22 protein-coding genes are annotated in these 20,324 nt (G+C 71.6%); 9 read left to right on the top strand and 13 right to left on the bottom strand.

Annotated elements, in window-relative coordinates:
- Positions 1-554: 554 nt before the first annotated feature.
- Positions 555-929 (bottom strand): VOC family protein, encoded by a 375-nt coding sequence (locus tag PZB77_RS21740; RefSeq protein ID WP_275494286.1) that lies wholly within the window; start codon positions 927-929, stop codon positions 555-557.
- Between the two features lie 99 nt (positions 930-1,028).
- A complete protein-coding gene (gene dusB / locus PZB77_RS21735) occupies positions 1,029-2,177 on the bottom strand; it encodes a tRNA dihydrouridine synthase DusB (RefSeq protein WP_275494285.1) in 1,149 nt (382 codons plus the stop codon).
- 145 nt (positions 2,178-2,322) lie between these two features.
- Between dusB and bla the strand changes: the two genes are divergently transcribed.
- Positions 2,323-3,285: a class A beta-lactamase gene (gene bla, locus PZB77_RS21730; RefSeq protein ID WP_275494284.1), complete on the top strand. Its 963-nt coding sequence runs from the start codon at positions 2,323-2,325 to the stop codon at positions 3,283-3,285.
- Positions 3,286-3,361: 76 nt separating this feature from the next.
- Here bla and PZB77_RS21725 read toward each other — a convergent pair whose 3' ends face one another.
- From PZB77_RS21725 to PZB77_RS21715, 3 genes are all read right to left on the bottom strand, one after another.
- Positions 3,362-3,598, bottom strand: coding sequence for a DUF6243 family protein (locus PZB77_RS21725; protein ID WP_275494283.1), 237 nt, complete (start codon positions 3,596-3,598; stop codon positions 3,362-3,364).
- A gap of 214 nt (positions 3,599-3,812) precedes the next feature.
- Positions 3,813-4,016: a hypothetical protein gene (locus PZB77_RS21720; RefSeq protein ID WP_275494282.1), complete on the bottom strand. Its 204-nt coding sequence runs from the start codon at positions 4,014-4,016 to the stop codon at positions 3,813-3,815.
- 156 nt (positions 4,017-4,172) lie between these two features.
- On the bottom strand, positions 4,173-5,555 hold the full coding sequence (locus PZB77_RS21715) for a glycine--tRNA ligase (RefSeq protein WP_275494281.1): 1,383 nt from the start codon (positions 5,553-5,555) through the stop codon (positions 4,173-4,175).
- Between the two features lie 221 nt (positions 5,556-5,776).
- Here PZB77_RS21715 and PZB77_RS21710 point away from each other — a divergent pair, with 221 nt between their 5' ends.
- The 4 genes from PZB77_RS21710 to PZB77_RS21695 all read left to right on the top strand — a co-directional run bounded on the left by PZB77_RS21710 (position 5,777) and on the right by PZB77_RS21695 (position 9,034).
- The gene (locus PZB77_RS21710; protein ID WP_275494280.1) at positions 5,777-6,757 is read left to right on the top strand and encodes a metal ABC transporter substrate-binding protein; all 981 of its coding nucleotides are present in this window, start codon (positions 5,777-5,779) and stop codon (positions 6,755-6,757) included.
- Positions 6,758-6,837: 80 nt separating this feature from the next.
- Positions 6,838-7,653 (top strand): metal ABC transporter ATP-binding protein, encoded by an 816-nt coding sequence (locus PZB77_RS21705; protein ID WP_275496160.1) that lies wholly within the window; start codon positions 6,838-6,840, stop codon positions 7,651-7,653.
- On the top strand, positions 7,653-8,546 hold the full coding sequence (locus PZB77_RS21700) for a metal ABC transporter permease (RefSeq protein WP_275494279.1): 894 nt from the start codon (positions 7,653-7,655) through the stop codon (positions 8,544-8,546). Before PZB77_RS21705 ends, PZB77_RS21700 begins: the two co-directional genes overlap by 1 nt.
- A 65-nt stretch (positions 8,547-8,611) precedes the next feature.
- Positions 8,612-9,034: a transcriptional repressor gene (locus PZB77_RS21695; RefSeq protein WP_275494278.1), complete on the top strand. Its 423-nt coding sequence runs from the start codon at positions 8,612-8,614 to the stop codon at positions 9,032-9,034.
- A 73-nt stretch (positions 9,035-9,107) separates the two neighbouring features.
- Here PZB77_RS21695 and PZB77_RS21690 read toward each other — a convergent pair whose 3' ends face one another.
- From PZB77_RS21690 to leuA, 4 genes are all read right to left on the bottom strand, one after another.
- The gene (locus PZB77_RS21690) at positions 9,108-9,941 is read right to left on the bottom strand and encodes an isoprenyl transferase (protein WP_275494277.1); all 834 of its coding nucleotides are present in this window, start codon (positions 9,939-9,941) and stop codon (positions 9,108-9,110) included.
- Positions 9,942-9,989: 48 nt separating this feature from the next.
- Positions 9,990-10,736: a DNA repair protein RecO gene (gene recO / locus PZB77_RS21685; RefSeq protein ID WP_275494276.1), complete on the bottom strand. Its 747-nt coding sequence runs from the start codon at positions 10,734-10,736 to the stop codon at positions 9,990-9,992.
- Between the two features lie 112 nt (positions 10,737-10,848).
- The gene (locus PZB77_RS21680) at positions 10,849-11,547 is read right to left on the bottom strand and encodes a TerB family tellurite resistance protein (RefSeq protein ID WP_275494275.1); all 699 of its coding nucleotides are present in this window, start codon (positions 11,545-11,547) and stop codon (positions 10,849-10,851) included.
- A 212-nt stretch (positions 11,548-11,759) separates the two neighbouring features.
- Positions 11,760-13,544: a 2-isopropylmalate synthase gene (gene leuA / locus PZB77_RS21675; RefSeq protein WP_275494274.1), complete on the bottom strand. Its 1,785-nt coding sequence runs from the start codon at positions 13,542-13,544 to the stop codon at positions 11,760-11,762.
- A 293-nt stretch (positions 13,545-13,837) separates the two neighbouring features.
- Between leuA and PZB77_RS21670 the strand changes: the two genes are divergently transcribed.
- The gene (locus PZB77_RS21670) at positions 13,838-14,920 is read left to right on the top strand and encodes a M4 family metallopeptidase (RefSeq protein WP_275494273.1); all 1,083 of its coding nucleotides are present in this window, start codon (positions 13,838-13,840) and stop codon (positions 14,918-14,920) included.
- A 19-nt stretch (positions 14,921-14,939) separates the two neighbouring features.
- Entirely contained in the window at positions 14,940-15,206 is a 267-nt protein-coding gene (locus PZB77_RS21665) for a protealysin inhibitor emfourin (protein WP_275494272.1), read from the top strand.
- A gap of 48 nt (positions 15,207-15,254) precedes the next feature.
- Here the strand turns inward: PZB77_RS21665 and era are convergent, their stop codons facing one another.
- Complete coding sequence (gene era / locus PZB77_RS21660; RefSeq protein WP_275494271.1) at positions 15,255-16,220, bottom strand: GTPase Era; 966 nt, start codon at positions 16,218-16,220, stop codon at positions 15,255-15,257.
- A gap of 168 nt (positions 16,221-16,388) precedes the next feature.
- Between era and PZB77_RS21655 the strand changes: the two genes are divergently transcribed.
- The gene (locus PZB77_RS21655) at positions 16,389-16,724 is read left to right on the top strand and encodes a YnfA family protein (protein WP_275494270.1); all 336 of its coding nucleotides are present in this window, start codon (positions 16,389-16,391) and stop codon (positions 16,722-16,724) included.
- 58 nt (positions 16,725-16,782) lie between these two features.
- Here PZB77_RS21655 and PZB77_RS21650 read toward each other — a convergent pair whose 3' ends face one another.
- Together PZB77_RS21650 and PZB77_RS21645 are read right to left on the bottom strand one after the other, a co-directional pair.
- Positions 16,783-17,136, bottom strand: a complete 354-nt coding sequence (locus tag PZB77_RS21650; protein WP_275494269.1) for a cytidine deaminase — start codon at positions 17,134-17,136, stop codon at positions 16,783-16,785.
- Between the two features lie 33 nt (positions 17,137-17,169).
- Positions 17,170-18,063, bottom strand: a complete 894-nt coding sequence (locus PZB77_RS21645) for a helix-turn-helix transcriptional regulator (RefSeq protein ID WP_275494268.1) — start codon at positions 18,061-18,063, stop codon at positions 17,170-17,172.
- A gap of 178 nt (positions 18,064-18,241) precedes the next feature.
- On the opposite strand from PZB77_RS21645, the gene PZB77_RS21640 reads away from it, so the two are divergent.
- Positions 18,242-19,696 carry an MFS transporter gene (locus PZB77_RS21640; RefSeq protein ID WP_275494267.1) on the top strand — a complete coding sequence of 485 codons (1,455 nt, stop codon included), beginning with the start codon at positions 18,242-18,244 and terminating at the stop codon, positions 19,694-19,696.
- Between the two features lie 119 nt (positions 19,697-19,815).
- Here the strand turns inward: PZB77_RS21640 and PZB77_RS21635 are convergent, their stop codons facing one another.
- Positions 19,816-20,211 carry a hypothetical protein gene (locus tag PZB77_RS21635; protein WP_327269554.1) on the bottom strand — a complete coding sequence of 132 codons (396 nt, stop codon included), beginning with the start codon at positions 20,209-20,211 and terminating at the stop codon, positions 19,816-19,818.
- Between the last annotated feature and the right edge of the window lie 113 nt (positions 20,212-20,324).

The raw sequence follows: 20,324 nt of genomic DNA, 5'->3' as shown, positions 1-20,324 counted from the left end.
GTGGCTGCCCTGACGGCCAGGAACATACCCAGATCGAAGGCATCCGGTGACGTCCACTTCTCCATCGTGCGACCGCAACCACCCGTCTGCCAGCAGATCGAAAGTGACGGGGCCTCACCACCCCACCGGCGAATGCGTTCACCTCCCGAACGCGGGGTGACGCTCCGCTCATGGACCGGCGCCGGATCGCCACAGGGGGTGAGCATGGCGTCGATCGATCAAAGTCCGCACATCTGGCACGCAGTGCCATCATTTGAGAAGTTGCGACATCAGTCGAGCGCTCATTTGAGCCAAACATGCCTCAGGCGTGGCAAGGATCACGTCCTCCGGAGCCCTCGGATACCACCATGCGGACACGCGGCGGACGCATCGTCCTCGACAGGGGTCCCGTCCGACCTCCGGACGGGACCCCTGTCGAGAACACCTGCCGACCCCGCACGGCGCGGACCGGCCCTCGACGCCGTACTGAGGGACGAAAAGGTGCATTTCCCTCGCTCATCTGAGCCGCACCGGAGAAGGGCACTGGGTGCCTTTCCCGGTGCGGTCCCAGCGGCTCAGGCGCCCGGCAGGAAGAGGCAGAAGAGGTGGCCGTGCGGATCCCGGAGGACGCGCACGTCCTCCTGCGGCTGGTACTCCTCCAGCGTCGCTCCGAGGGCGCAGGCGCGGGCGGTCTCCCCGTCGAGGTCGTCGACCTGGAGATCGAGGTGCGCCTGCATCTGCTGGGTCCCCGGCTCGGGCGGCCAGACGGGAGTGACGTGGATCGCTTCCCGCTGGAAGCTGAGGCCGGGCCGTTCGCGTTCCGGGTCCCTGAGCCGGACCCATTCACTGTCCCGCTCGACCTCCTCCCAAGCCAGCAGGGCACGGTAGAAGTCGGCGAGGGCCGGCGGATCCGGGGTGTCGAGGACAAAGGCAGCGAGTGTCGTCGTCATCTCCGACGTTTTCCCCGGATACGTCTCGCGTATCTCCGCCGGTCCGCCGGCGTTCCTCGCACGGCGTCGGCCGGACCCGGATCCGCCGGGCCGGCCGGATCAGCCGCCGGAGGTGTCCAGCTCCGCGTCGGCGCTCACTCCGGAGCAGTCGTACGGGTCCTTCAGCCAGCCGTCCGGGAGGACGACCCGGTTGTTGCCCGAGGTGCGTCCGCGCGGGCCGTCCGCGCCGTCCGGCCAGGGCTGGTCGAGGTCCAGCTCGTTCAGCTGGCCGGCCAGCTCCTCCAGGGACGAGGTGACCGCGAGGTTCCGGCGCATCTCCGAGCCCACCGCGAAGCCCTTGAGGTACCAGGCCACGTGCTTGCGGAAGTCGATCACGCCGCGCGCCTCGTCGCCGATCCACTCGCCGAGCAGGGTCGCGTGCCGGACCATCACCTCGGCGACCTCGCGCAGGGCGGGCTCGCGCTTGGTGTCCGTCCCGTCGAAGGCGCCGACCAGGTCGCCGAAGAGCCAGGGGCGGCCGAGGCAGCCGCGGCCGACGACCACGCCGTCGCAGCCGGTCTCGGCCATCATCCGGCGGGCGTCCCCGGCGGACCAGATGTCGCCGTTGCCGAGGACCGGGATCTCCGGCACGTGCTCCTTGAGGCGGGCGATGGCCTCCCAGTCGGCGGTGCCGCCGTAGTGCTGGGCAGTGGTCCTGCCGTGCAGGGCGACGGCGGCCACCCCCTCCTCGACGGCGATCCGGCCGGCGTCGAGGTAGGTGAGGTGGTCGTCGTCGATTCCCTTGCGCATCTTGATGGTGACCGGCAGCTCCCCGGCGTTCGCGACGGCCTCGCGCAGGATCGCGCGGAGCAGCGGCCGCTTGTACGGGAGCGCCGAGCCGCCGCCCTTGCGGGTGACCTTGGGGACCGGGCAGCCGAAGTTCAGGTCGATGTGGTCGGCGAGGTCCTCGTCGACGATCATCCGGACGGCCTTGCCGACCGTGACCGGGTCCACACCGTAGAGCTGGATCGACCGGGGGGTCTCGCTCGCGTCGAAGTGGATGAGCTGCATGGTCTTCTCGTTGCGCTCGACCAGGGCCCGCGTCGTGATCATCTCGCTGACGAACAGCCCGTGGCCGCCGGAGAACTCGCGGCACAGGGTGCGGAACGGCGCGTTGGTGATCCCGGCCATGGGCGCGAGGACCACCGGCGGCTGCACGGTGTGCGGGCCGATACGGAGCTGCTGGGGCGCGGGGGCGAGCGTGGTCATCCCCCCATTGTCCCGCACGCCGGCAACTCCTCCGCCGGGGCGGTCCGCGCGCCCCACGCGCCCCGTACGCCGTACCTCTCACACCCGCCACGCCCGCCCCGGCGGAACGCGGCGTTCCGGCGGCGGCTGGCTAGCGTCGGGCGGCATGACCTTACGTACGGAACGACGAAAGGCCCTCCTCGTGCCGCAGCGCCCGTCCACCCCGTCCCTCTCCCGCCGGGGCCTGCTGGGTCTCGCCGGAGCGGCGACCGCCGGTACGCTCCTCACCGCCCGGCCCGCCCACGCCGCCGGCGCGACCGCGCTCCCGGGAAGGGCCCCCGACGCGGCGGGGGCCGCGCTGACGGCCCTCGAGCGGGAGCACGGCGCCCGGGTCGGCGCGTACGCCCGCAACCTCGCCACCGGCCGCACGGTGGCGCACCGGGCCGGGGAGCGCTTCCCGCTCTGCTCCACCTTCAAGACGCTCGCGGCGGCGGCCGTCCTGCGCGACCTGGACCGCGACGGCGAGGTGCTGGGGCGGCTGATCCGCTATACGGAGGCGGACCTGGTCACGGCCTCCGACGTCACGCGGGCCCATCTGGCCACCGGGATGACGGTGGCGGAACTCTGCGAGGCCGCCATCTGCGACAGCGACAACACCGCGGGCAACCTGCTGCTGCGGGAGCTGGGCGGTCCGGCGGCGGTCACCCGCTTCTGCCGGTCGGTCGGCGACCACCGGACCCGGCTGGACCGGTGGGAGCCGGAGCTGAACTCGGCGGAGCCCTGGCTGCGCCGGGACACCACCACCCCGTACGCGCTCTCCCGTACGTACGCCGGGCTGGTCCTCGGTGACGTCCTCGCGCCGCACGACCGGGAGCGGCTGACCGGCTGGCTGCTGAACTGCCGGACCAGCGGCACCCGTTTCCGCACCGGGCTGCCCGCCGGGTGGACGATCGCCGACAAGACCGGCGGTGGCTCCTACGGCACCTGCAACGACACGGGGATCGCCTGGACCGCGTCGGGCGAACCGGTGGTGGTGACCGTGCTGACCACCAAACCGGAGGCGACGGCGGTCGGTGACCACCCGCTGGTCGCGAAAGCGGCGGGGGTACTGGCGGCAGCGGTCGGCTGAACCGCCGGGAGACGGCCGCGGGGCCCGTACCGCCGGAAGGACGGTACGGGCCCCGCGGGGCGGTGAGGGTGGGGCGTCAGCTCCGGTCCTCGGCGGCGTCCGCGCCGGTCACGGAAGCGTCCGTCGCGGCGGCGTCGGTCTCCGGGGCGGTGCCGGTGGCGCGCTCGCGCATCTTGCGCACCAGTTCCTGCTTCTTGTCCTCCGCCACCTTGCGGTCGGCGTCGCGGACGGTGCCCGCGCCCTGCTGGTCGGCCCGGGACAGCTTCTTGCGCTGTCCGCCGACGCCGAGGAGGTTGTTGCGGCTCTTGGCCATGGTGTTCTCCCATGTGGGGTGAGAAGGGGGTGGTCCGTGGTGGTCACGGATCGATCCGTGGGGCGGCGGGCTCGAGGGGCGGTGCCGCTCGTCCCCGCCGCGCGCTCACTCGTAGATCTGGAAGAACGGCATAGCCAAAACCGTACCCCGCTCGCGGAGCGCCCCGCACCGCCTTTTCCGGCGGCCGCCGGTGCCGAGGTGCGGCCGGCGTCGCTCAGGCGCCCGGGTCGACCGTCGCCCGGTGGGCCTCGGCCAGGTGCTCCTGCGCCTTCAGCCAGGGCAGGAACTGCGCGCTCCTGCGCCAGTCGCAGCTCTCGCAGGTCAGGAGCCGCGCCACCCCCGACTTCCGTACCTGGACGACGTGTTCGCGGCCGTGCTGGTCCCGGCGGCTGACCTTGCTCTGGGTCGCGGGCACCATGGCGGCCTCCGGGGTAGGGGTGGCCCCAGTGTGCGACGAAGCCCCCGGACCCGTGCGGGGTCCGGGGGCTTCGGAGCGAAACCGTGATGCGCCGGTCGCCGGCAGCCGCGATGCCCCGGCTGTCGGCGACCGTGTGGCGTCAGCGGCCGTGAGGCGTCAGCAGCCCAGCAGGCGGGCGCCGAGGTACGCCTGGATCTGGTCCAGCGAGACGCGCTCCTGCTTCATGGTGTCGCGCTCGCGGACGGTCACCGCGTTGTCGTCCAGGGTGTCGAAGTCGACGGTGACGCAGAACGGCGTACCGATCTCGTCCTGGCGGCGGTAGCGGCGGCCGATGGCGCCGGCGTCGTCGAACTCGATGTTCCAGTTCTTGCGCAGGTCGGTGGCGAGGCCCTTGGCCTTCGGGGAGAGCTGCGCGTTGCGGGAGAGCGGCAGGACCGCGACCTTGACCGGCGCGAGGCGCGGGTCGAGGCGCAGCACGGTGCGCTTCTCCATGACGCCCTTGGCGTTGGGCGCCTCGTCCTCGACGAAGGCGTCCAGGAGGAAGGCGAGCATCGCGCGGCCGACACCGGCCGCCGGCTCGATGACGTACGGGGTCCAGCGCTCGTTGGCCTCCTGGTCGAAGTAGACCAGGTCGGTGCCGGACGCCTTGGAGTGCGCCTTGAGGTCGTAGTCGGTGCGGTTGGCGACGCCCTCCAGCTCGCCCCACTCGCTGCCGCCGAAGCGGAAGCGGTACTCGATGTCGGCGGTGCGCTTGGAGTAGTGGGAGAGCTTCTCCTGCGGGTGCTCGAACCAGCGCATGTTCTCCTCGCGCATGCCGAGGTCGGTGTACCAGTTCCAGCGCTGGTCCATCCAGTACTCCTGCCACTCCTCGTCCTCACCCGGCTTGACGAAGAACTCCATCTCCATCTGCTCGAACTCACGGGTGCGGAAGATGAAGTTGCCCGGAGTGATCTCGTTCCGGAAGGACTTGCCCATCTGCGCGATGCCGAACGGCGGCTTCTTGCGGGAAGTCTGCAGCACCTGGCCGAAGTTGGTGAAGATGCCCTGGGCGGTCTCGGGGCGCAGGTAGGCGACCGAGCCGGAGTCCTGGGTCGGGCCGAGGTGGGTGGAGAGGAGACCCGAGAACTGCTTGGGCTCGGTGAAGGTGCCCTTGTTACCGCAGTTGGGGCAGTTGAGGTCGGCGAGGCCGCCCACCGGGGGCTTGCCGTGCTTCGCCTCGTACGCCTCCTCCAGGTGGTCGGCGCGGTAACGCTTGTGGCAGGAGGTGCACTCGGTCAGCGGGTCGCTGAAGGTGGCGACGTGGCCGGAGGCGACCCAGACCTCGGGGGCCAGGATGACCGACGAGTCGAGACCGACCACGTCCTCGCGCGAGGTGACCATGTAGCGCCACCACTGACGCTTGAGGTTCTCCTTCATCTCCACGCCGAGCGGGCCGTAGTCCCAGGCGGCCTTCTGACCACCGTAGATCTCACTGCAGGGGTAGACGAAGCCACGGCGCTTGCTCAGGCTGACGATGGAGTCGATCTTGTCGGCGGCCACGGTGCTCTCTTCATTACGACGGCGAAACGGGACAGAAGCGGCGCTGAGCGCCTCGCTGGAACGTGGTGCTCAGGAGACGGGCGAGCGAATGCCCCAGATTACCGGCGGGCGCACCCCCCGGATCAAATCGGGGGCCGGAGTGCGCTTCAGGCCGCCGGCCCCACCAGTCGGTTCATCAGCCTTGTTGACAATCGTTTCCAGTTTTGTTGAAAATGGGTTTCATGAACGTACGCCGCCTCATACCCGCCACCGCCGCCCTCGGCGCGGTCGCCCTCGGTCTCACCGCCCTCACCGGCTGCTCCGGCTCCGACGCGGCCGACGGGTCGGGCGGCGGCGAACTGGACGTGGTCGCGTCCTTCTACCCGATGGAGTTCCTGGCCGAGGAGATAGGCGGGACGCACGTCTCCGTCACCACCCTGACGAAGCCGGGCGTCGAGCCGCACGACCTGGAGCTCAGCCCCCGCCAGATCGGCTCGCTCGGCGACGCCGACTACATCCTGTACCTCAAGGGCATCCAGCCCGCCGTGGACGACGCCATCGCCCAGTCCGGGGCGAAGAACACCGTGGACGCGGCGGAGCTCACCTCGCTCGAAGCGCACGGCGCCGAGGTCGACAGCCCCGACCACGCCTCCTCCGACGAGCACGAGGAGCACGAGGAGCACGAGGAGCACGACGGAGCCGGGCTGGACCCGCACATCTGGCTGGACCCGGTGAAGTACGCCGAGGTCGCCGAGGGCGTCGGCACGTCCCTGGCGAAGGCCGACCCCGCCCACGCGGCCGACTACCGGGCGAACACCGACCGGCTGGTCGAGAAGTTGAACACCCTGAACACGGCGTACGAGACCGGGCTGAAGTCCACCACCACCAAGACCTTCCTCACCACGCACTCCGCCTTCGGCTACCTCGCCGAGCGCTACGGCCTCACCCAGGAGGGCATCGCCGGAGTCGACCCCGAGGCGGAGCCGAGCCCGGCCCGCATCAAGGACCTCCAGCACATCGCCGAGGAGAACGGGGCCACCACCGTCTTCTTCGAGACGCTCGCCAGCGACAAGACGGCGAAGACCCTCGCGAAGGACACCGGTCTGCGCACCGACGTCCTGGACCCGCTGGAGGGCATCACCGACTCGTCGAAGGGCGACGACTACCTCCAGGTCATGGAGTCGAACCTCGGCGCGCTCCAGAAGGCGCTCGGCGCCAAGTGACCGCCGACGCACCCGGAGCCGCCCCCGGCGGAGCGGCGCCGCGACCGCACGAGAAGACGACGACCGGACCGGAGAAGCGCATGGACGAGCCCCGTACCCCCTCCCCCGGCGCCCCGGCCGGCGCCCCGGCCCCCGCGGGTGACGCCGTGCTCCGGCTCACCGGTGCCACGGCGACCCTCGGCTCGCGCCCGGTGCTGCGCGGGGTCGACCTCACCGTCCACGCGGGCGAGGTGGTCGCCCTGCTCGGCGCCAACGGCTCCGGCAAGTCCACCGCCGTACGCTCCCTCATCGGGCAGGTGCCCCTCAGCGGCGGAACCGCCGAGCTCTTCGGCACCCCGCTCCGCCGCTTCCGGCAGTGGGCCCGCGTCGGGTACGTACCGCAGCGCACCACCGCCTCCGCGGGGGTCCCGGCGACCGTCCGCGAGGTCGTCTCCTCCGGCCGGCTCTCGCGCACCGGACTGCGCATCCCGGGCCGGGCGGACCGTGCCGCCGTCGACCGGGCCATCACGCTCGTCGGCCTCTTCGACCGCGCCGGGGACTCGGTGAGCGCGCTCTCCGGCGGACAGCACCAGCGGGTCCTGATCGCCCGCGCGCTGGCGTCCGAGCCCGAGCTGCTGATCATGGACGAGCCGATGGCCGGTGTCGACCTCGCCAGCCAGGAGATCCTCGCCACCACCCTGCGCGAGCAGGTCGCCGCCGGCACCACCGTGCTGCTGGTCCTGCACGAGCTGGGCCCGCTGGAGCCACTGATCGACCGCGCGGTCGTGCTGCGCGACGGCTGCGTGACCCACGACGGGCCGCCGCCGCGCTCGGTCGGGCAGCACGCGCTCCCCGGCCACGACCACGTCCACCCCCACGCGGCTTCCGAGCCCGTCCGAACGGGACTGCTGACCTGATGGAATTCCTCGAACCCGCCTTCATGCAGCGCGCGCTGATCGCCGCCGTCCTGGTCGGCATCACCGCCCCCGCCCTCGGCATCTACCTCGTCCAGCGCCGCCAGGCCCTCATGGGCGACGGCATCGGCCACATCGCGATGACCGGCGTCGGCCTCGGCTTCCTGCTCTCCACCAGTCCCGTCTGGATGGCCACCGCCGTCGCGGTCGCCGGCGCCGTCGTCATGGAGCTGATCCGCTGGTTCGGGCACACCCGCGGCGACATCGCGCTGGCCATGCTCTTCTACGGCGGCATGGCGGGCGGGGTGATGCTGATCAACATCTCCGACACCGGGTCGAACGCCAACCTCACCTCGTACCTCTTCGGTTCGCTCTCCACCGTCTCCTCCGAGGACGTGTGGGCGATCACGCTGCTCGCCGCGTTCGTCGTGCTGGTGACCGTGGGGCTGCGCCGCCAGCTCTTCGCGGTCAGCCAGGACGAGGAGTTCGCCCGGGTCACCGGACTGCCGGTGCGGCTGCTGAACCTGCTGATCGCGGTGACGGCCGCCGTGACGGTCACCGTGGCCATGCGGGTCGTCGGCCTGCTGCTGGTCAGCGCGCTGATGGTGGTGCCGGTCGCGGCCGCCCAGCAGGTGTCGAAGTCCTTCCGGCTGACCTTCGTGCTCTCCGTGGTGATCGGTACCGCCGTCACGCTGGCGGGCACCGTCACCTCGTACTACCAGGACGTCCCGCCGGGCGCCACGATCGTGCTGCTGGCCATCGCCGCCTTCGTCGCACTGACCGCGCTGGCCGCCCCGCTGGCCCGCCGCAGGGCCCGGGGACGCGCGAGCGACCCCCAGGAGTGCACCCTGGAAGTACCGGCCGGCCGCACCGCCCCGGACGACGTGCGCGTATGAGGGTTTCGCCCGGTGGGGCTGGCACAATGGCCCGACATCCGTACGGGCGACACGAGGAGGCAGCTGTGGCGGCGCCGATCAGTGGCACGAACGCGGCTCCGGTACGGGGGCGCTCCACCCGTCAGCGGGCGGCGGTCGCGGCCGCCCTCGACGAGGTCGACGAGTTCCGCAGTGCGCAGGACCTGCACGACGTCCTCAAGCACCGCGGTGACTCGGTGGGTCTGACCACCGTCTACCGCACCCTCCAGTCCCTCGCCGACGCGGGCGAGGTGGACGTCCTGCGCACCACCGACGGCGAGTCCGTGTACCGCCGCTGCTCGACCGGGGAGCACCACCACCACCTGGTCTGCCGGGTCTGCGGCAAGGCGGTCGAGGTGGAGGGCCCGGCCGTGGAGCAGTGGGCCGAGACGATCGCCTCCCAGCACGGCTACGTCAACGTGGCGCACACGGTGGAGATCTTCGGGACCTGCGCGGAGTGCGCGCGGTAGCGGTGGAGCCGGAACGGCGGAGGGGGAGGACCGGTGGCCGGTCCTCCCCCTCCGCCGTTCCGCTCTCCCGGCGTCACGCCTCCGGCGCGGTCCCGGCGGCCGGTGCGATCTCCTGCGCCCCGCCGAAGCGGCGGTCGCGCTGGGCGTACTCCAGGCAGGCGCGCCACAGGTCGCGGCGGTCGAAGTCGGGCCACAGCACGTCCTGGAAGACCATCTCGGCGTACGCGCTCTGCCAGATCAGGTAGTTGGAGGTGCGCTGCTCGCCGCTGGGGCGCACGAAGAGGTCCACGTCCGGCATGTCCGGGTAGTAGATGTACTTCGCGAACGTCTTCTCGTTGACCTTCGACGGGTCGAGCCTGCCCGCCGCGACGTCCTGCGCGATGCGCTGCGCCGCGTCGGCGATCTCCGCCCGGCCGCCGTAGTTGACGCAGAAGTACAGCGTCATCCTGTCGTTGTCCTTGGTCTGCTCCTGGGCGATCTGGAGCTCCTGGACGACGGACTTCCACAGCTTGGGCATCCGGCCGACCCAGCGGATGCGGATGCCGAGCTCGTCCATCTCGTCACGGCGGCGGCGGATGACGTCGCGGTTGAAGTTCATCAGGAACTTCACCTCGTCCGGCGAACGCTTCCAGTTCTCCGTGGAGAAGGCGTAGAGCGAGAGGTTCTTGACGCCCATCTCGATGCAGCCCTTGAGGACGTCCATGACGACGGCCTCGCCGACCTTGTGGCCCTCGGTGCGCGGGAGACCGCGCTCCTTGGCCCAGCGGCCGTTGCCGTCCATCACGACGGCCACGTGCCGGGGCACCAGCTCGGCGGGGATCTTCGGGGGCGTCGCACCGGACGGGTGCGTCTCGGGGGTCTTGTACGTGCGCCGGTTACGGCCGCCGAGGATCCCGCGTACTGCCATGAGCTTCTCTGTCTCCCTGTGTCGCTTCTCCGCGGACGGCTGCGAGGATCACTGTTCCACGTACCGCAGCGAGCGCAGACCGCGCTCCAGATGCCAGTGCAGGTAGGCGGACACCAGCCCGCTCCCCTCCCTGGCATGACGCGCCTCGCACGCGTCCGCCGTCGCCCAGTCACCACTGAGCAGCGCGCTCAGCAGGCCGAGGGCCTCCGAGGAGGGTACGACGCTCCCGGGGACCCGGCAGTCGGCGCAGATCACTCCACCCGCGGCGATGGAGAAGAAACGGTTCGGACCGGGCATTCCGCACCGGGCGCAGTCCTCGAAGCTCGGGGCGTAGCCGTTCACGGCGAGGGAGCGCAACAGGAACGCGTCGAGGATCAGGTGGGGCGCGTGCTCGCCCCGCGCGAGGGTGCGCAGCCCGCCGACGAGGAGCAGGTACTGCTGGACGGCAGGTTCGCCCTCGTGGTCGGTGAAGCGTTCGGCGGTCTCCAGCATGGCGGTGCCGGCCGTGTAACGGGCGTAGTCGGTGACGATCCGGCCGCCGTACGGGGCGATGGTCTCGCTCTGCGTGCAGAGCGGCAGCCCCCGGCCGACCAGCTCACTGCCCCGCGCGAAGAACTGCACGTCCACGTGGGAGAAGGGTTCGAGGCGGGCGCCGAACTTCGACTTGGTGCGGCGCACCCCGCGGGCGACCGCGCGCACCCGGCCGTGGCCGCGGGTCAGCAGGGTGATGATCCGGTCGGCCTCGCCCAGTTTCTGCGTACGCAGTACGACGCCGTCGTCCCGGAACAAGCTCATGGCCCCATTGTCGCGCACCGGACGGGGCGGTGTCCGGCGCCCCCGGAGCCCCCGGTACGCGCCCTCGGAGGGCTCCGCGGGCAGTCGGGGGCGCCGGGGTCGTCCGAAGGGCTCAGGACGGCGTGCGGGCGGCCTCGGTGAGCAGTCGCGCGGTGTCCTCGGGGCGGATCCGCAGCGCGTGGCCCACGGTGGTGAGCACCTCGCGCTCCGCCGCGCCGTACGGGCCGTCGGCCAGTGCGATCCGGGCACCCTGGAGCAGGACCGACTCGCGGCCCGCCGGGACCAGGTGGTCCGCGAGCGGAGTGAGCACCTCGTGCAGCTCGATGGCGAGGGCGGCGCCGCACGCCCCGGCGGCCCCGGTGCCGTCCTCCTGGCCGATGTCTGCGGTCAGCACCTCCACGACGGTGAGGAGCCGCTCCTGCGAGCAGTCGTCGAGCCCGGCCTCGCGGATGGTGGCCGCCGCGGTCTCCAGGGCGGTGCGGGGGGTGCCCCCCGAGGCGAGGACGGCCAGCGCGACCGTGTGCACGGCCTCCCGGAGCATCGCGGAGAACCGGGTGGTGGTGGGGTGTTCCAGGGCCTCGGTGCCGAAGCGGGCACGGCAGTCGGCGCACTCGACGACCGGGGCCGTGCCGCCGCGCCGCACCAGCGGCACCCCGAGCACGGTGAAGCGGTGCCGGCCGGTGAGGCGGCGGTAGTTGCGGTCGCCGCCGCAGTCCTGGCAGAAGAACTCGCCGTCGCCCACGACGTCCCAGGCGGTGCGGAGGCCGTACAAGCCCGTTCTCAGGGCGCGTTGTCCTTTGGCTGACCGCACGTCGCACACCTCCGTAACGCTCCGGCAACATTGCCGTGGGTTGCACGTGATGTTAGCCACATGCACGAGGCGGCGTCAGCACCTCGACTGTCACAAGACCTGGAAATGGCCGATCCCCGCCCACCCGGAAGGGGTGGACGGGGATCGGCGAACGGTGCGGGAGGGGACCGGCAGGGCTCCGGGGCGGGCGCGCGGCGGCCTCCGGCCCGGTGTCAGCGGCCGGCGCGGTTGACCGCGGAGACGACCGCCTTGAGCGAGGCCCGGGTGGTGTTGGCGTCGATGCCGATGCCCCACAGGACCTTGCCGTCGATCGCGCACTCGATGTAGGCGGCCGCCTGCGAGCTGGCCCCCTCGCTCATCGTGTGCTCGGTGTAGTCCAGCAGCCGGGCGTCGATGCCGATGCCGGCCAGTGCCTCGAAGAAGGCCGAGATCGGGCCGTTGCCTGTCCCGGTCAGCACGGTGTCGACGCCGTCCACGGTCGCCTCGACGGTCAGCGTGTCCCGGCCGTCCTGCTCGGTGGTGGTCTGGCCGGAACGGATCTGGACCCGTCCCCAACGGGCCGCCACGTCGTCGGCGTTGGGCAGGTACTCGTCCCGGAAGGCCGACCAGATCTGCGCGGGGGTGACCTCGCCGCCCTCGGCGTCCGTCTTGGCCTGGATGATCCGGGAGAACTCGATCTGCATCCGGCGCGGCAGGTCCAGCTTGTGGTCGTTCTTCAGGACGTACGCGATACCGCCCTTGCCGGACTGCGAGTTGACCCGGATCACGGCCTCGTAGCTGCGGCCGACGTCCTTCGGGTCGATCGGCAGGTACGGTACGGCCCACTCGAGAGCGTCGACGCTCTTGCCCTGGGCGGCCGCGTCGGCCTCCATGGCGTCGAAGCCCTTCTTGATGGCGTCCTGGTGGGAGCCGGAGAAGGAGGTGTAGACGAGGTCGCCCGCATAGGGGTGGCGCGGGTGGATCTCCATCTGGTTGCAGTACTCGCTGGTGCGGCGGATCTCGTCGATCTGCGAGAAGTCGATCTGCGGGTCGACGCCCTGGGAGAAGAGGTTCATGCCCAGGGTGACCAGGTCCACGTTGCCGGTGCGCTCGCCCTGGCCGAACAGGCAGCCCTCGATGCGGTCGGCGCCGGCCATGAGGGCCAGTTCCGCGGCGGCGACGGCCGTGCCGCGGTCGTTGTGCGGGTGGACCGACAGGCAGACGAACTCGCGGCGGGACAGGTGGCGCGACATCCACTCGAACCGGTCCGCGTGCGTGGACGGCGTCGAACGCTCCACGGTGGCGGGCAGGTTGAGGATGATCTCGCGGCCCTCCTCGGGCTGCCACACGTCGCAGACGGCCTCGCAGACCTCCAGGGCGAAGTCCAGTTCGGTGTCGGTGAAGATCTCGGGGCTGTACTGGTAACCGAAGATCGTGTCGTCGCCCAGGATCTTCTCGGCGTACTCCATGACCAGCCGGGTGCCGTCCACCGCGATCTGCTTGACCTGCTCCTTCGAACCGCGGAAGACCACGCGGCGGAAGGTGGGGGCGGTGGCGTTGTACAGGTGGACGGTGGCCCGGTGGGCGCCGACCAGCGACTCGACGGTCCGCTCGATCAGCTCCTCGCGGGACTGGGTCAGGACGGAGATCGTCACGTCCTCGGGGATCGCGCCCTCTTCGATGATGGAGCGCACGAAGGCGAAGTCGGTCTCGCCGGAGGACGGGAAGCCGACCTCGATCTCCTTGTAGCCCATCTTCACGAGCAGGTCGAACATCTCGCGCTTGCGGGCCGGGGACATGGGGTCGATCAGGGCCTGGTTGCCGTCGCGCAGGTCGGTGGAGAGCCAGCGCGGCGCCGCCGTGATCCGGCGGTCGGGCCAGGTCCGGTCGGGGATCTCCACCGCTTCGTACCGGCCGTACTTGTGGACCGGCATTCCGGAGTTCTTCTGGAGCCGCGTCGCGTTGGTGATCGGCGTGGGACGGCCGACGGAATTACCGGAAGGGTTCACGGTGGTCATGGCGTAGGGCTCCTCGGGGTCCAGCTGGGGGACGGCCGACTGTGTCGCTGCAGCACCAGACTCCGCGGGGAGGGGGTCGGCCTACGACTACAGGCCCTCACCGCGGCAGCTAAGGAGAAGCAGCCCGAAACGCATGATGCGACGAGAGTAACCGAGAGGTGCGAGGGACGCCGGTCCGTATCAGTATGCGGGACTGTGCGCACATGGCGAGTAAACAGTGATCCATCACTCTATTTCGTCAATTGCCGTCGCAACCAGTGACAGAGTGATGACGGAGTGCCACAGTCGTCATCATGATCTCTCGACCCCATGACGGTTCCGGTCTCCACCCCGTCTTCTGCACCATCGTGCCGCCGCACCTCCTCGACCAGCTGGCGCAGTCCGACGACCCGGCGGTCGCCGGTCCGGCCCGCCGCACGCTCGACGCGGACGGCATGCGCCGCACCCTGCGCAGAGCGGCGTCGCTGGCCGCCACCGCGCCTGCTCCGGCCACGGCGGGCGCCGTGCCCAGCAAGCCCCGGCGCTCGATCTACGACTGCCGTCACCACACCGCGCTGCCGGGGCGCAAGGTCCGGGGCGAGGGCGACGACCCCACCGGCGACGCCAGCGTCAACCGCGCGTACGCCGGCTTCGGCGCCACCTTCGACCTGCTGCTCTCCGCGTACGGCCGCAGCTCGCTCGACGGCAAGGGGATGCGGCTCATCGGCTCGGTCCACTACGACCGGGACTACAACAACGCCTTCTTCGACGGCCAGCAGATGGTCTTCGGCGACGGTGACGGCGAGATCTTCCTCGACTTCACCCTCTCCATCGACGTCATCGCCCACGAACTGGCGCACGGCCTCACCCAGCACACCGCCAACCTCGTCTACGAGGGCCAGGCCGGCGCGCTCAACGAATCCGTCTCGGACGTCTTCGGCTCCCTGGTCAAGCAGTACTCCCTGGGGCAGAGCGCCGAACAGGCGGACTGGCTGATCGGCGCGGGCCTGCTCGCCCCCCGGGTCACCGGGGAGGCGCTGCGCTCGATGAAGGCGCCGGGCACCGCGTACGACGACGACGTACTCGGCAAGGACCCGCAGCCGGCCTCGATGGAGGACTACATCGAGACCGACGAGGACAACGGCGGCGTCCACCTCAACTCCGGCATCCCCAACCGCGCGTTCTACCTCGCCGCGTCCGCCCTCGGCGGGAACGCCTGGGAGCGGGCCGGCCAGATCTGGTTCGACGTGCTGACCGGCGGTGAACTGACGGCGACGGCGGACTTCGCGGACTTCGCCCGGCTCACCGTGGCGGCGGCCCGGGACCGCTTCGGCGAGGGCGACGAGCGCGAGGCCGTGATCAAGGGGTGGTCCGAAGTGGGCGTACCGACCGAGTGAGCGGGCCACTATGGATCCCATGCGCATTCACGTGAAGCGGACCGGCGGATTCGCCGGCCTTTCCCGCCGGGGCGAGATCGACACGGCCGGGCGGGCGGACGCCGCCGCCTGGGAGTCCCTGGCCCGTTCCGCGCTCGCGGAGGGGGCCGGGGAACCACCGGCCGGTGTGCCGGACGGCTTCCGCTACACCATCACCGTCGACGGGCGGACCGTGCACTGCGCGGATCCGCACCTCACCGACGACCAGCGCACGCTGGTCTCGCGCGTCCTCGGCGAGGGTGCGTAGGACCGGGCATGAGGCCGGCGGCGGCGTGCGGGCCGCCGGCCGGCCGGCTCAGAAACCGAGCTTGCGGAGCTGCTTGGGGTCGCGCTGCCAGTCCTTGGCGACCTTGACGTGCAGGTCGAGGAAGACCGGCGTGCCGAGCAGTGCCTCGATGTGCTTGCGGGACTTGGTGCCGACGTCCTTCAGCCGCTGGCCCTTCGGGCCGATGATGATGCCCTTCTGGCTGGGACGCTCGATGTAGACGTTGGCGTGGATGTCGAGCAGCGGCTTGTCCGCCGGGCGGTCCTCGCGCGGCAGCATCTCCTCGACGACGACGGCGATGGAGTGCGGCAGTTCGTCGCGCACGCCTTCGAGCGCGGCCTCACGGATCAGCTCCGCGACCATGACCATCTCGGGCTCGTCGGTGAGGTCGCCCTCCGGGTAGAGGGGCGGGCTGACCGGAAGCAGCGGGGCGATCAGGTCGGCCAGCAGCCCGACCTGGTCGTCCTTGACCGCCGAGACCGGCACGATCTCCGCCCACTCGAAGCCGAGCTCCTGGCTCAGCTGCGAGACGGCCAGCAGCTGTTCGGCGAGGGCCCGGGAGTCCACCAGGTCGGTCTTGGTGATGACCGCGATCTTCGGGGTCTTCCTGATGGCGGCGAGTTCCTTGATGATGAACTTGTCGCCGGGGCCGAGCTTCTGGTCGGCGGGCAGGCAGAAACCGATGACGTCGACCTCGGCCCAGGTGGTCCGCACGACGTCGTTCAGCCGCTCGCCGAGGAGGGTGCGCGGCTTGTGGAGTCCCGGGGTGTCGACCAGGATCAGCTGCGCGTCGTCACGGTGCACGATGCCGCGCACGGTGTGCCGGGTGGTCTGGGGGCGGTTGGACGTGATCGCCACCTTCTGCCCGACCAGAGCGTTCGTGAGGGTGGACTTGCCCGCGTTGGGGCGGCCCACGAAGCAGGCGAAGCCGGCCCGGTGGGGGTCGGTGTCCGTGGCCTGCCGCGGGGCGGCTTCGGGGTTCGGTCGAGCGCTCATGGCGCCCATTGTCCCCGATCCCGGCGGCCCGGTGCACAACAGTGGTCCGCGAACCCCCCGCGCGGGGCGGGCGGGCCCCGGTCCGGACGCAGGTCGGACGCAGGTCGGACGCAGGTCGGACGCAGGTCGGACGCGGGGAAGACAGCCTGCTGGGGATAGCGTGCCCCCATGTTCGTCGCCCGCTCCGCCGCCCTCTTCGTCGTCGCCGCCCTCTTCGAGATCGGAGGTGCCTGGCTCGTCTGGCAGGGCATCCGCGAGCACCGGGGATGGGCCTGGATCGGCGCGGGAGTGATCGCCCTCGGTGTGTACGGGGCGGTCGCGACCCTGCAGAGCGACGACGACTTCGGACGCATCCTCGCCGCCTACGGCGGGGTCTTCGTCGCCGGCTCGATCGCCTGGGGCATGGTCGCCGACGGCTACCGCCCGGACCGGTACGACATCGCCGGCGCGCTGGTCTGCCTCGCCGGCATGGCGGTCATCATGTACGCGCCCCGGGGGGAGTGACCGGCTGCCCCGACCGCCGGGCGGGCCGCCCCGGGGCCGCCCGCCCACGTGGGCGACGTCACCCCGCGGTGACCCGCACCCGTACGGTCCCGTCGGGGCCCGCCAGGAACACCGGGGTGTCCGCCCCACCCAGGTCGCGCACCGCCGCCCGGTCCTCGTCGGCGGGCGCCTCGGCGTCCGAGACGACGGCCGCCGCTTCGAGCGAGGTCGCCCCACTGGCCACGGCCATCGCGACGGCCGTCTGGAGGGCGGTGAGCCGCAGCGACTCCAGCGCCACCGTCCCCGCCACGTACGTGCGTCCCGTCTCGTCCCGGACGGCCGCGCCCTCCGGAACCCCGTTGCGGGCGCGGGCGCTGCGCGCGAGCGTGACGATCTTGCGGTCCTCGGCCCCGAGGTCGGTGCTCTCAGTCATGTGCCGAGCATACGAACCGTGCGGCGGGGCGCCTCATCCCGGTACCGGGTACATCGCGCCGCGCCGTCCCGCCGGGGACGCCAGCCAGACGAGCCGCTCCTCGGTACCGGTCCCCGGCAGCGGGGTGTGCAGCACGATAGCCAGGTCCGGGCGGGCGGGCACCCGCAGTTGGGTGGACTCCACCCGCAGGGTTCCCGCCACGGGGTGCTCCAGCTCCTTGCGCATCAGGCCACCGGGCGCGACGTCGCGCTGCTCCCAGAGGGCGGCGAACGCAGGGCTGGCCTCCTTCGCCTCGGCGACGACGGCCTGGAACCCCTCGTCCTCCGGGTCCTCCGAGCAGCCGGCGCGGAACTGGGCGACGACCCGCGGCGCGATCAGGTCCCAGGTCGTCGCCCGGGACCGGTAGACGTCGTCGGTGAAGAAGGAGATCAGGCAATTCTGCACGATGCCGGGGCGCAGCCCGAGGACCGTGGACGCGGCGTCGTTGTAGCGCACGACGTTCCAGTAGCGGTCCATGATGTGCGCCGGGAACGGCATCCACGCGTCGATGAGCCGGCGCAGCCCGGCGTCCATGCCGGCGTCGGCCGGATCGGTTTCGGGGGCGGGCGGGTTGAGCCCGGCGAGCACGTACAGATGACGGCGCTCCGCGCTGGTCAGCCGCAGGACCCGGCCCACCGCGTCCAGCACCTGCGGGGAGACGGTGATGTCGCGTCCCTGCTCCAGCCACTGGTACCAGGAGACCCCGACGCCCGCGAGGACGGCGACCTCCTCACGGCGCAACCCCGGGGTACGGCGGCGCGCGCCGCCGTCCGGGAGCCCGGCCTGGGCCGGGGTGACCCGGGCCCGGCGGCTCATCAGGAACTCGCGCAGTTCGCCGAGCCGGTGGGCCTTGGCACTGCCGATCGTCGAACGGGCCGGTGTCGCCACGTCGTCTCACTCCCCCTGGTTCGCGCACATGGTGCCGGACGTCGCTTCCGGCGGCCCCGGCGGTCCCCACAGCCCTGTCGGGCCCGCCCTTCCCGTCGCTCCTCCGCCAACTGGTGGTGCCACCAACAGGATAAGGAGCGTCTCCCCACCGTTGTTCCGTGCCGCCGAAGGTGGGGCCATGGCGACAGAAACCCCTCCCGCGGCCCCCGGCATCCCCGGCGCCGCCGCACCCGTAAGGCCGGCGGCTCCCGGAGCGCCCCGTCCCGTCCGGCTCTCCGGCCGCTCCCGGCTGGTCCTCCTCGTGCTCTGCGCCGCCCAGTTCATGGTGGCGCTGGACTTCTCCGTACTCAACGTGGCCCTGCCGGTGCTCGGAGCCGACCTCGGGCTGAGCACCTCCCAGCTCCAGTGGGCGATCACCGCGTTCGCGCTGCCCTCCGGCGGATTCCTTTTGCTCTTCGGGCGGATCGGCGACCTCTACGGGCGGCGCCGGCTCTTCCTCGCGGGTCTTCTCGTGTTCGGCGCGGCCTCGCTGCTGGCGACCTTCGCCTGGGGCCCGGTGCCCTTCCTCGCGGGGCGCGCCCTGCAGGGGCTCGGTGCGGCCGCGATCGTGCCCACCGGGATGTCGCTGCTGACCACCACGTTCCGGGAGGGCCCGGAGCGCGACCGGGCGCTGGGGATCAGCGGCACACTGCTCTCGCTCGGCTTCACCGTGGGCATGGTGGCGGGTGGGGTGCTCACCGACACGCTGGGCTGGCGCTCCACCATGGGACTGCTGGCGCTCGCCTCGGTGGGTGTCCTCGCTCTGGCCCCGGGGGTGCTGACGGAGTCCCGGACCCCGCGGCGGCCCCGGCTGGACGTGCCGGGTGCGGTCAGCGTCACCGGCGGGCTGCTCGCCCTGATCCACGCGCTGTCGACCGCCGCCCAGCGCGGCTTCGCCCACGTGGACGTCCTGGTCTCCCTCGCCCTCGGGGTGACGCTGCTGGTGACCTTCGCGGTGGTGGAGGCCCGGGCCGCCGAGCCACTGGTCTCACTGCCGATGCTGCGGCGCCGGACGGTGGCCTTCGGCAACCTCGGCGGTCTGCTGACCTTCGCGCTGATGTCCACCGTCGTCTTCGTACTGACGCTGTACCTCCAGGACGTACTGGACCTGTCGGCGTTCGCCACGGGGCTGGTCTTCGGGGTCCAGGGCCTCCTGTCGGCGGTGGCCGGTACGTACGCCCCCCGGGTGATCGGCCGCTTCGGCGCCCGCCGGACCCTGGTGGGCTCGCTCCTCGGTCAGGGGGCCTTCGTCGCGCTGCTGCTGGCACTGGGCGAGCACACCGGTGTACTGGTCGCGACGGTCGGCGTCTCGCTGGCGAGCATGTGCCACCTGGGCGCGATCGTGAGTTACGGCCTGACGGTGACCTCGGGGGTCCCCGACGACGAACAGGGTCTGGCGACCGGCCTGGTCACCACCACGCAACAGGTCGGCCTGACCCTCGGCATCCCGCTGCTGGGCGTACTGGCGACCACGCGGGGCGAACTGTTCATGGGCGTCCGCACCGTGGTCGCCCTGGACGCGGCGCTCCTCCTCGTCGGCGCGGTGGTGGTGGCGGTGGGGCTGCGGCGGCACGGGGCGGCGGAACGGTCCTGACCACCGGTTTCCGCGGCAGCAGGGGCACCCCGGGACGGGACGCCCCTGCTGCCGCGGGTTCGGGGCACCGGTCACCGGCATCGGCCGGCCCCGGGGCGCCCGTCCCGCCGGATCGTGTGTCAACCGCTACGGGGAGCCTTCTCCGACGCGCCCTCCCAGGTGTGCTGCTCACCATGACCGGCGAACAGGCAGCAGCCGTCACCGTCCGGCCCCGGGGCGGTTGCCGGGCAGTCCCGCAGGGCGACCAGGTCCACGGCGGTCATCACCTTCCAGCGGACCCACAACGCGGTGCCGTACGCACCCGGATCGCCGACGAGGCCGTAGTGCTCCCCGTCCTCGTGTGCGGACAACTGGCACTGCACGACGCTGTCGACGCAGACGTCGGCCGACCTCTCCTGCGCTTCCCGCCTCAGATCCGGGGGCAGCCGGCGCCAGTAGGAGCACCGCATCACGACCCCGCCCGCGAGGAGACTCCGAAACGCGGGGAACGATTCGTGCAGCGCGGGCACATGCACGCCGGAAAGAGTCCAGGGTTGTCGAGGAACACCGGCTCCTCGACTTCCCGCACCTCCGTCACCCGGCCCCAGGTTCGGCCGGAGTCGCGGGAGACTCTGAGGGTCATGAGGAT

The sequence above is a fragment of the Streptomyces sp. AM 2-1-1 genome (assembly GCF_029167645.1).
Lineage (GTDB): Bacteria > Actinomycetota > Actinomycetes > Streptomycetales > Streptomycetaceae > Streptomyces.
Note: the sequence above shows the minus strand (reverse complement) of the source record. Positions and strands in the feature narration are given on the sequence as shown.

Excerpts from the sequence above, each read along its gene's own strand:
- PZB77_RS21640 (WP_275494267.1), top strand. The coding sequence starts at position 18,242 with ATGGCGACAGAAACCCCTCCCGCGGCCCCCGGCATCCCCGGCGCCGCC.
- bla (WP_275494284.1), top strand. The coding sequence starts at position 2,323 with ATGACCTTACGTACGGAACGACGAAAGGCCCTCCTCGTGCCGCAGCGC.
- era (WP_275494271.1), bottom strand. The coding sequence starts at position 16,220 with ATGAGCGCTCGACCGAACCCCGAAGCCGCCCCGCGGCAGGCCACGGAC.
- recO (WP_275494276.1), bottom strand. The coding sequence starts at position 10,736 with ATGAGCTTGTTCCGGGACGACGGCGTCGTACTGCGTACGCAGAAACTG.
- PZB77_RS21740 (WP_275494286.1), bottom strand. The coding sequence starts at position 929 with ATGACGACGACACTCGCTGCCTTTGTCCTCGACACCCCGGATCCGCCG.
- PZB77_RS21650 (WP_275494269.1), bottom strand. The coding sequence starts at position 17,136 with ATGACTGAGAGCACCGACCTCGGGGCCGAGGACCGCAAGATCGTCACG.
- PZB77_RS21725 (WP_275494283.1), bottom strand. The coding sequence starts at position 3,598 with ATGGCCAAGAGCCGCAACAACCTCCTCGGCGTCGGCGGACAGCGCAAG.
- PZB77_RS21690 (WP_275494277.1), bottom strand. The coding sequence starts at position 9,941 with ATGGCAGTACGCGGGATCCTCGGCGGCCGTAACCGGCGCACGTACAAG.
- PZB77_RS21700 (WP_275494279.1), top strand. The coding sequence starts at position 7,653 with ATGGAATTCCTCGAACCCGCCTTCATGCAGCGCGCGCTGATCGCCGCC.
- dusB (WP_275494285.1), bottom strand. The coding sequence starts at position 2,177 with ATGACCACGCTCGCCCCCGCGCCCCAGCAGCTCCGTATCGGCCCGCAC.
- PZB77_RS21720 (WP_275494282.1), bottom strand. The coding sequence starts at position 4,016 with ATGGTGCCCGCGACCCAGAGCAAGGTCAGCCGCCGGGACCAGCACGGC.
- PZB77_RS21670 (WP_275494273.1), top strand. The coding sequence starts at position 13,838 with ATGATCTCTCGACCCCATGACGGTTCCGGTCTCCACCCCGTCTTCTGC.
- leuA (WP_275494274.1), bottom strand. The coding sequence starts at position 13,544 with ATGACCACCGTGAACCCTTCCGGTAATTCCGTCGGCCGTCCCACGCCG.
- PZB77_RS21665 (WP_275494272.1), top strand. The coding sequence starts at position 14,940 with ATGCGCATTCACGTGAAGCGGACCGGCGGATTCGCCGGCCTTTCCCGC.
- PZB77_RS21655 (WP_275494270.1), top strand. The coding sequence starts at position 16,389 with ATGTTCGTCGCCCGCTCCGCCGCCCTCTTCGTCGTCGCCGCCCTCTTC.
- PZB77_RS21705 (WP_275496160.1), top strand. The coding sequence starts at position 6,838 with ATGGACGAGCCCCGTACCCCCTCCCCCGGCGCCCCGGCCGGCGCCCCG.
- PZB77_RS21710 (WP_275494280.1), top strand. The coding sequence starts at position 5,777 with ATGAACGTACGCCGCCTCATACCCGCCACCGCCGCCCTCGGCGCGGTC.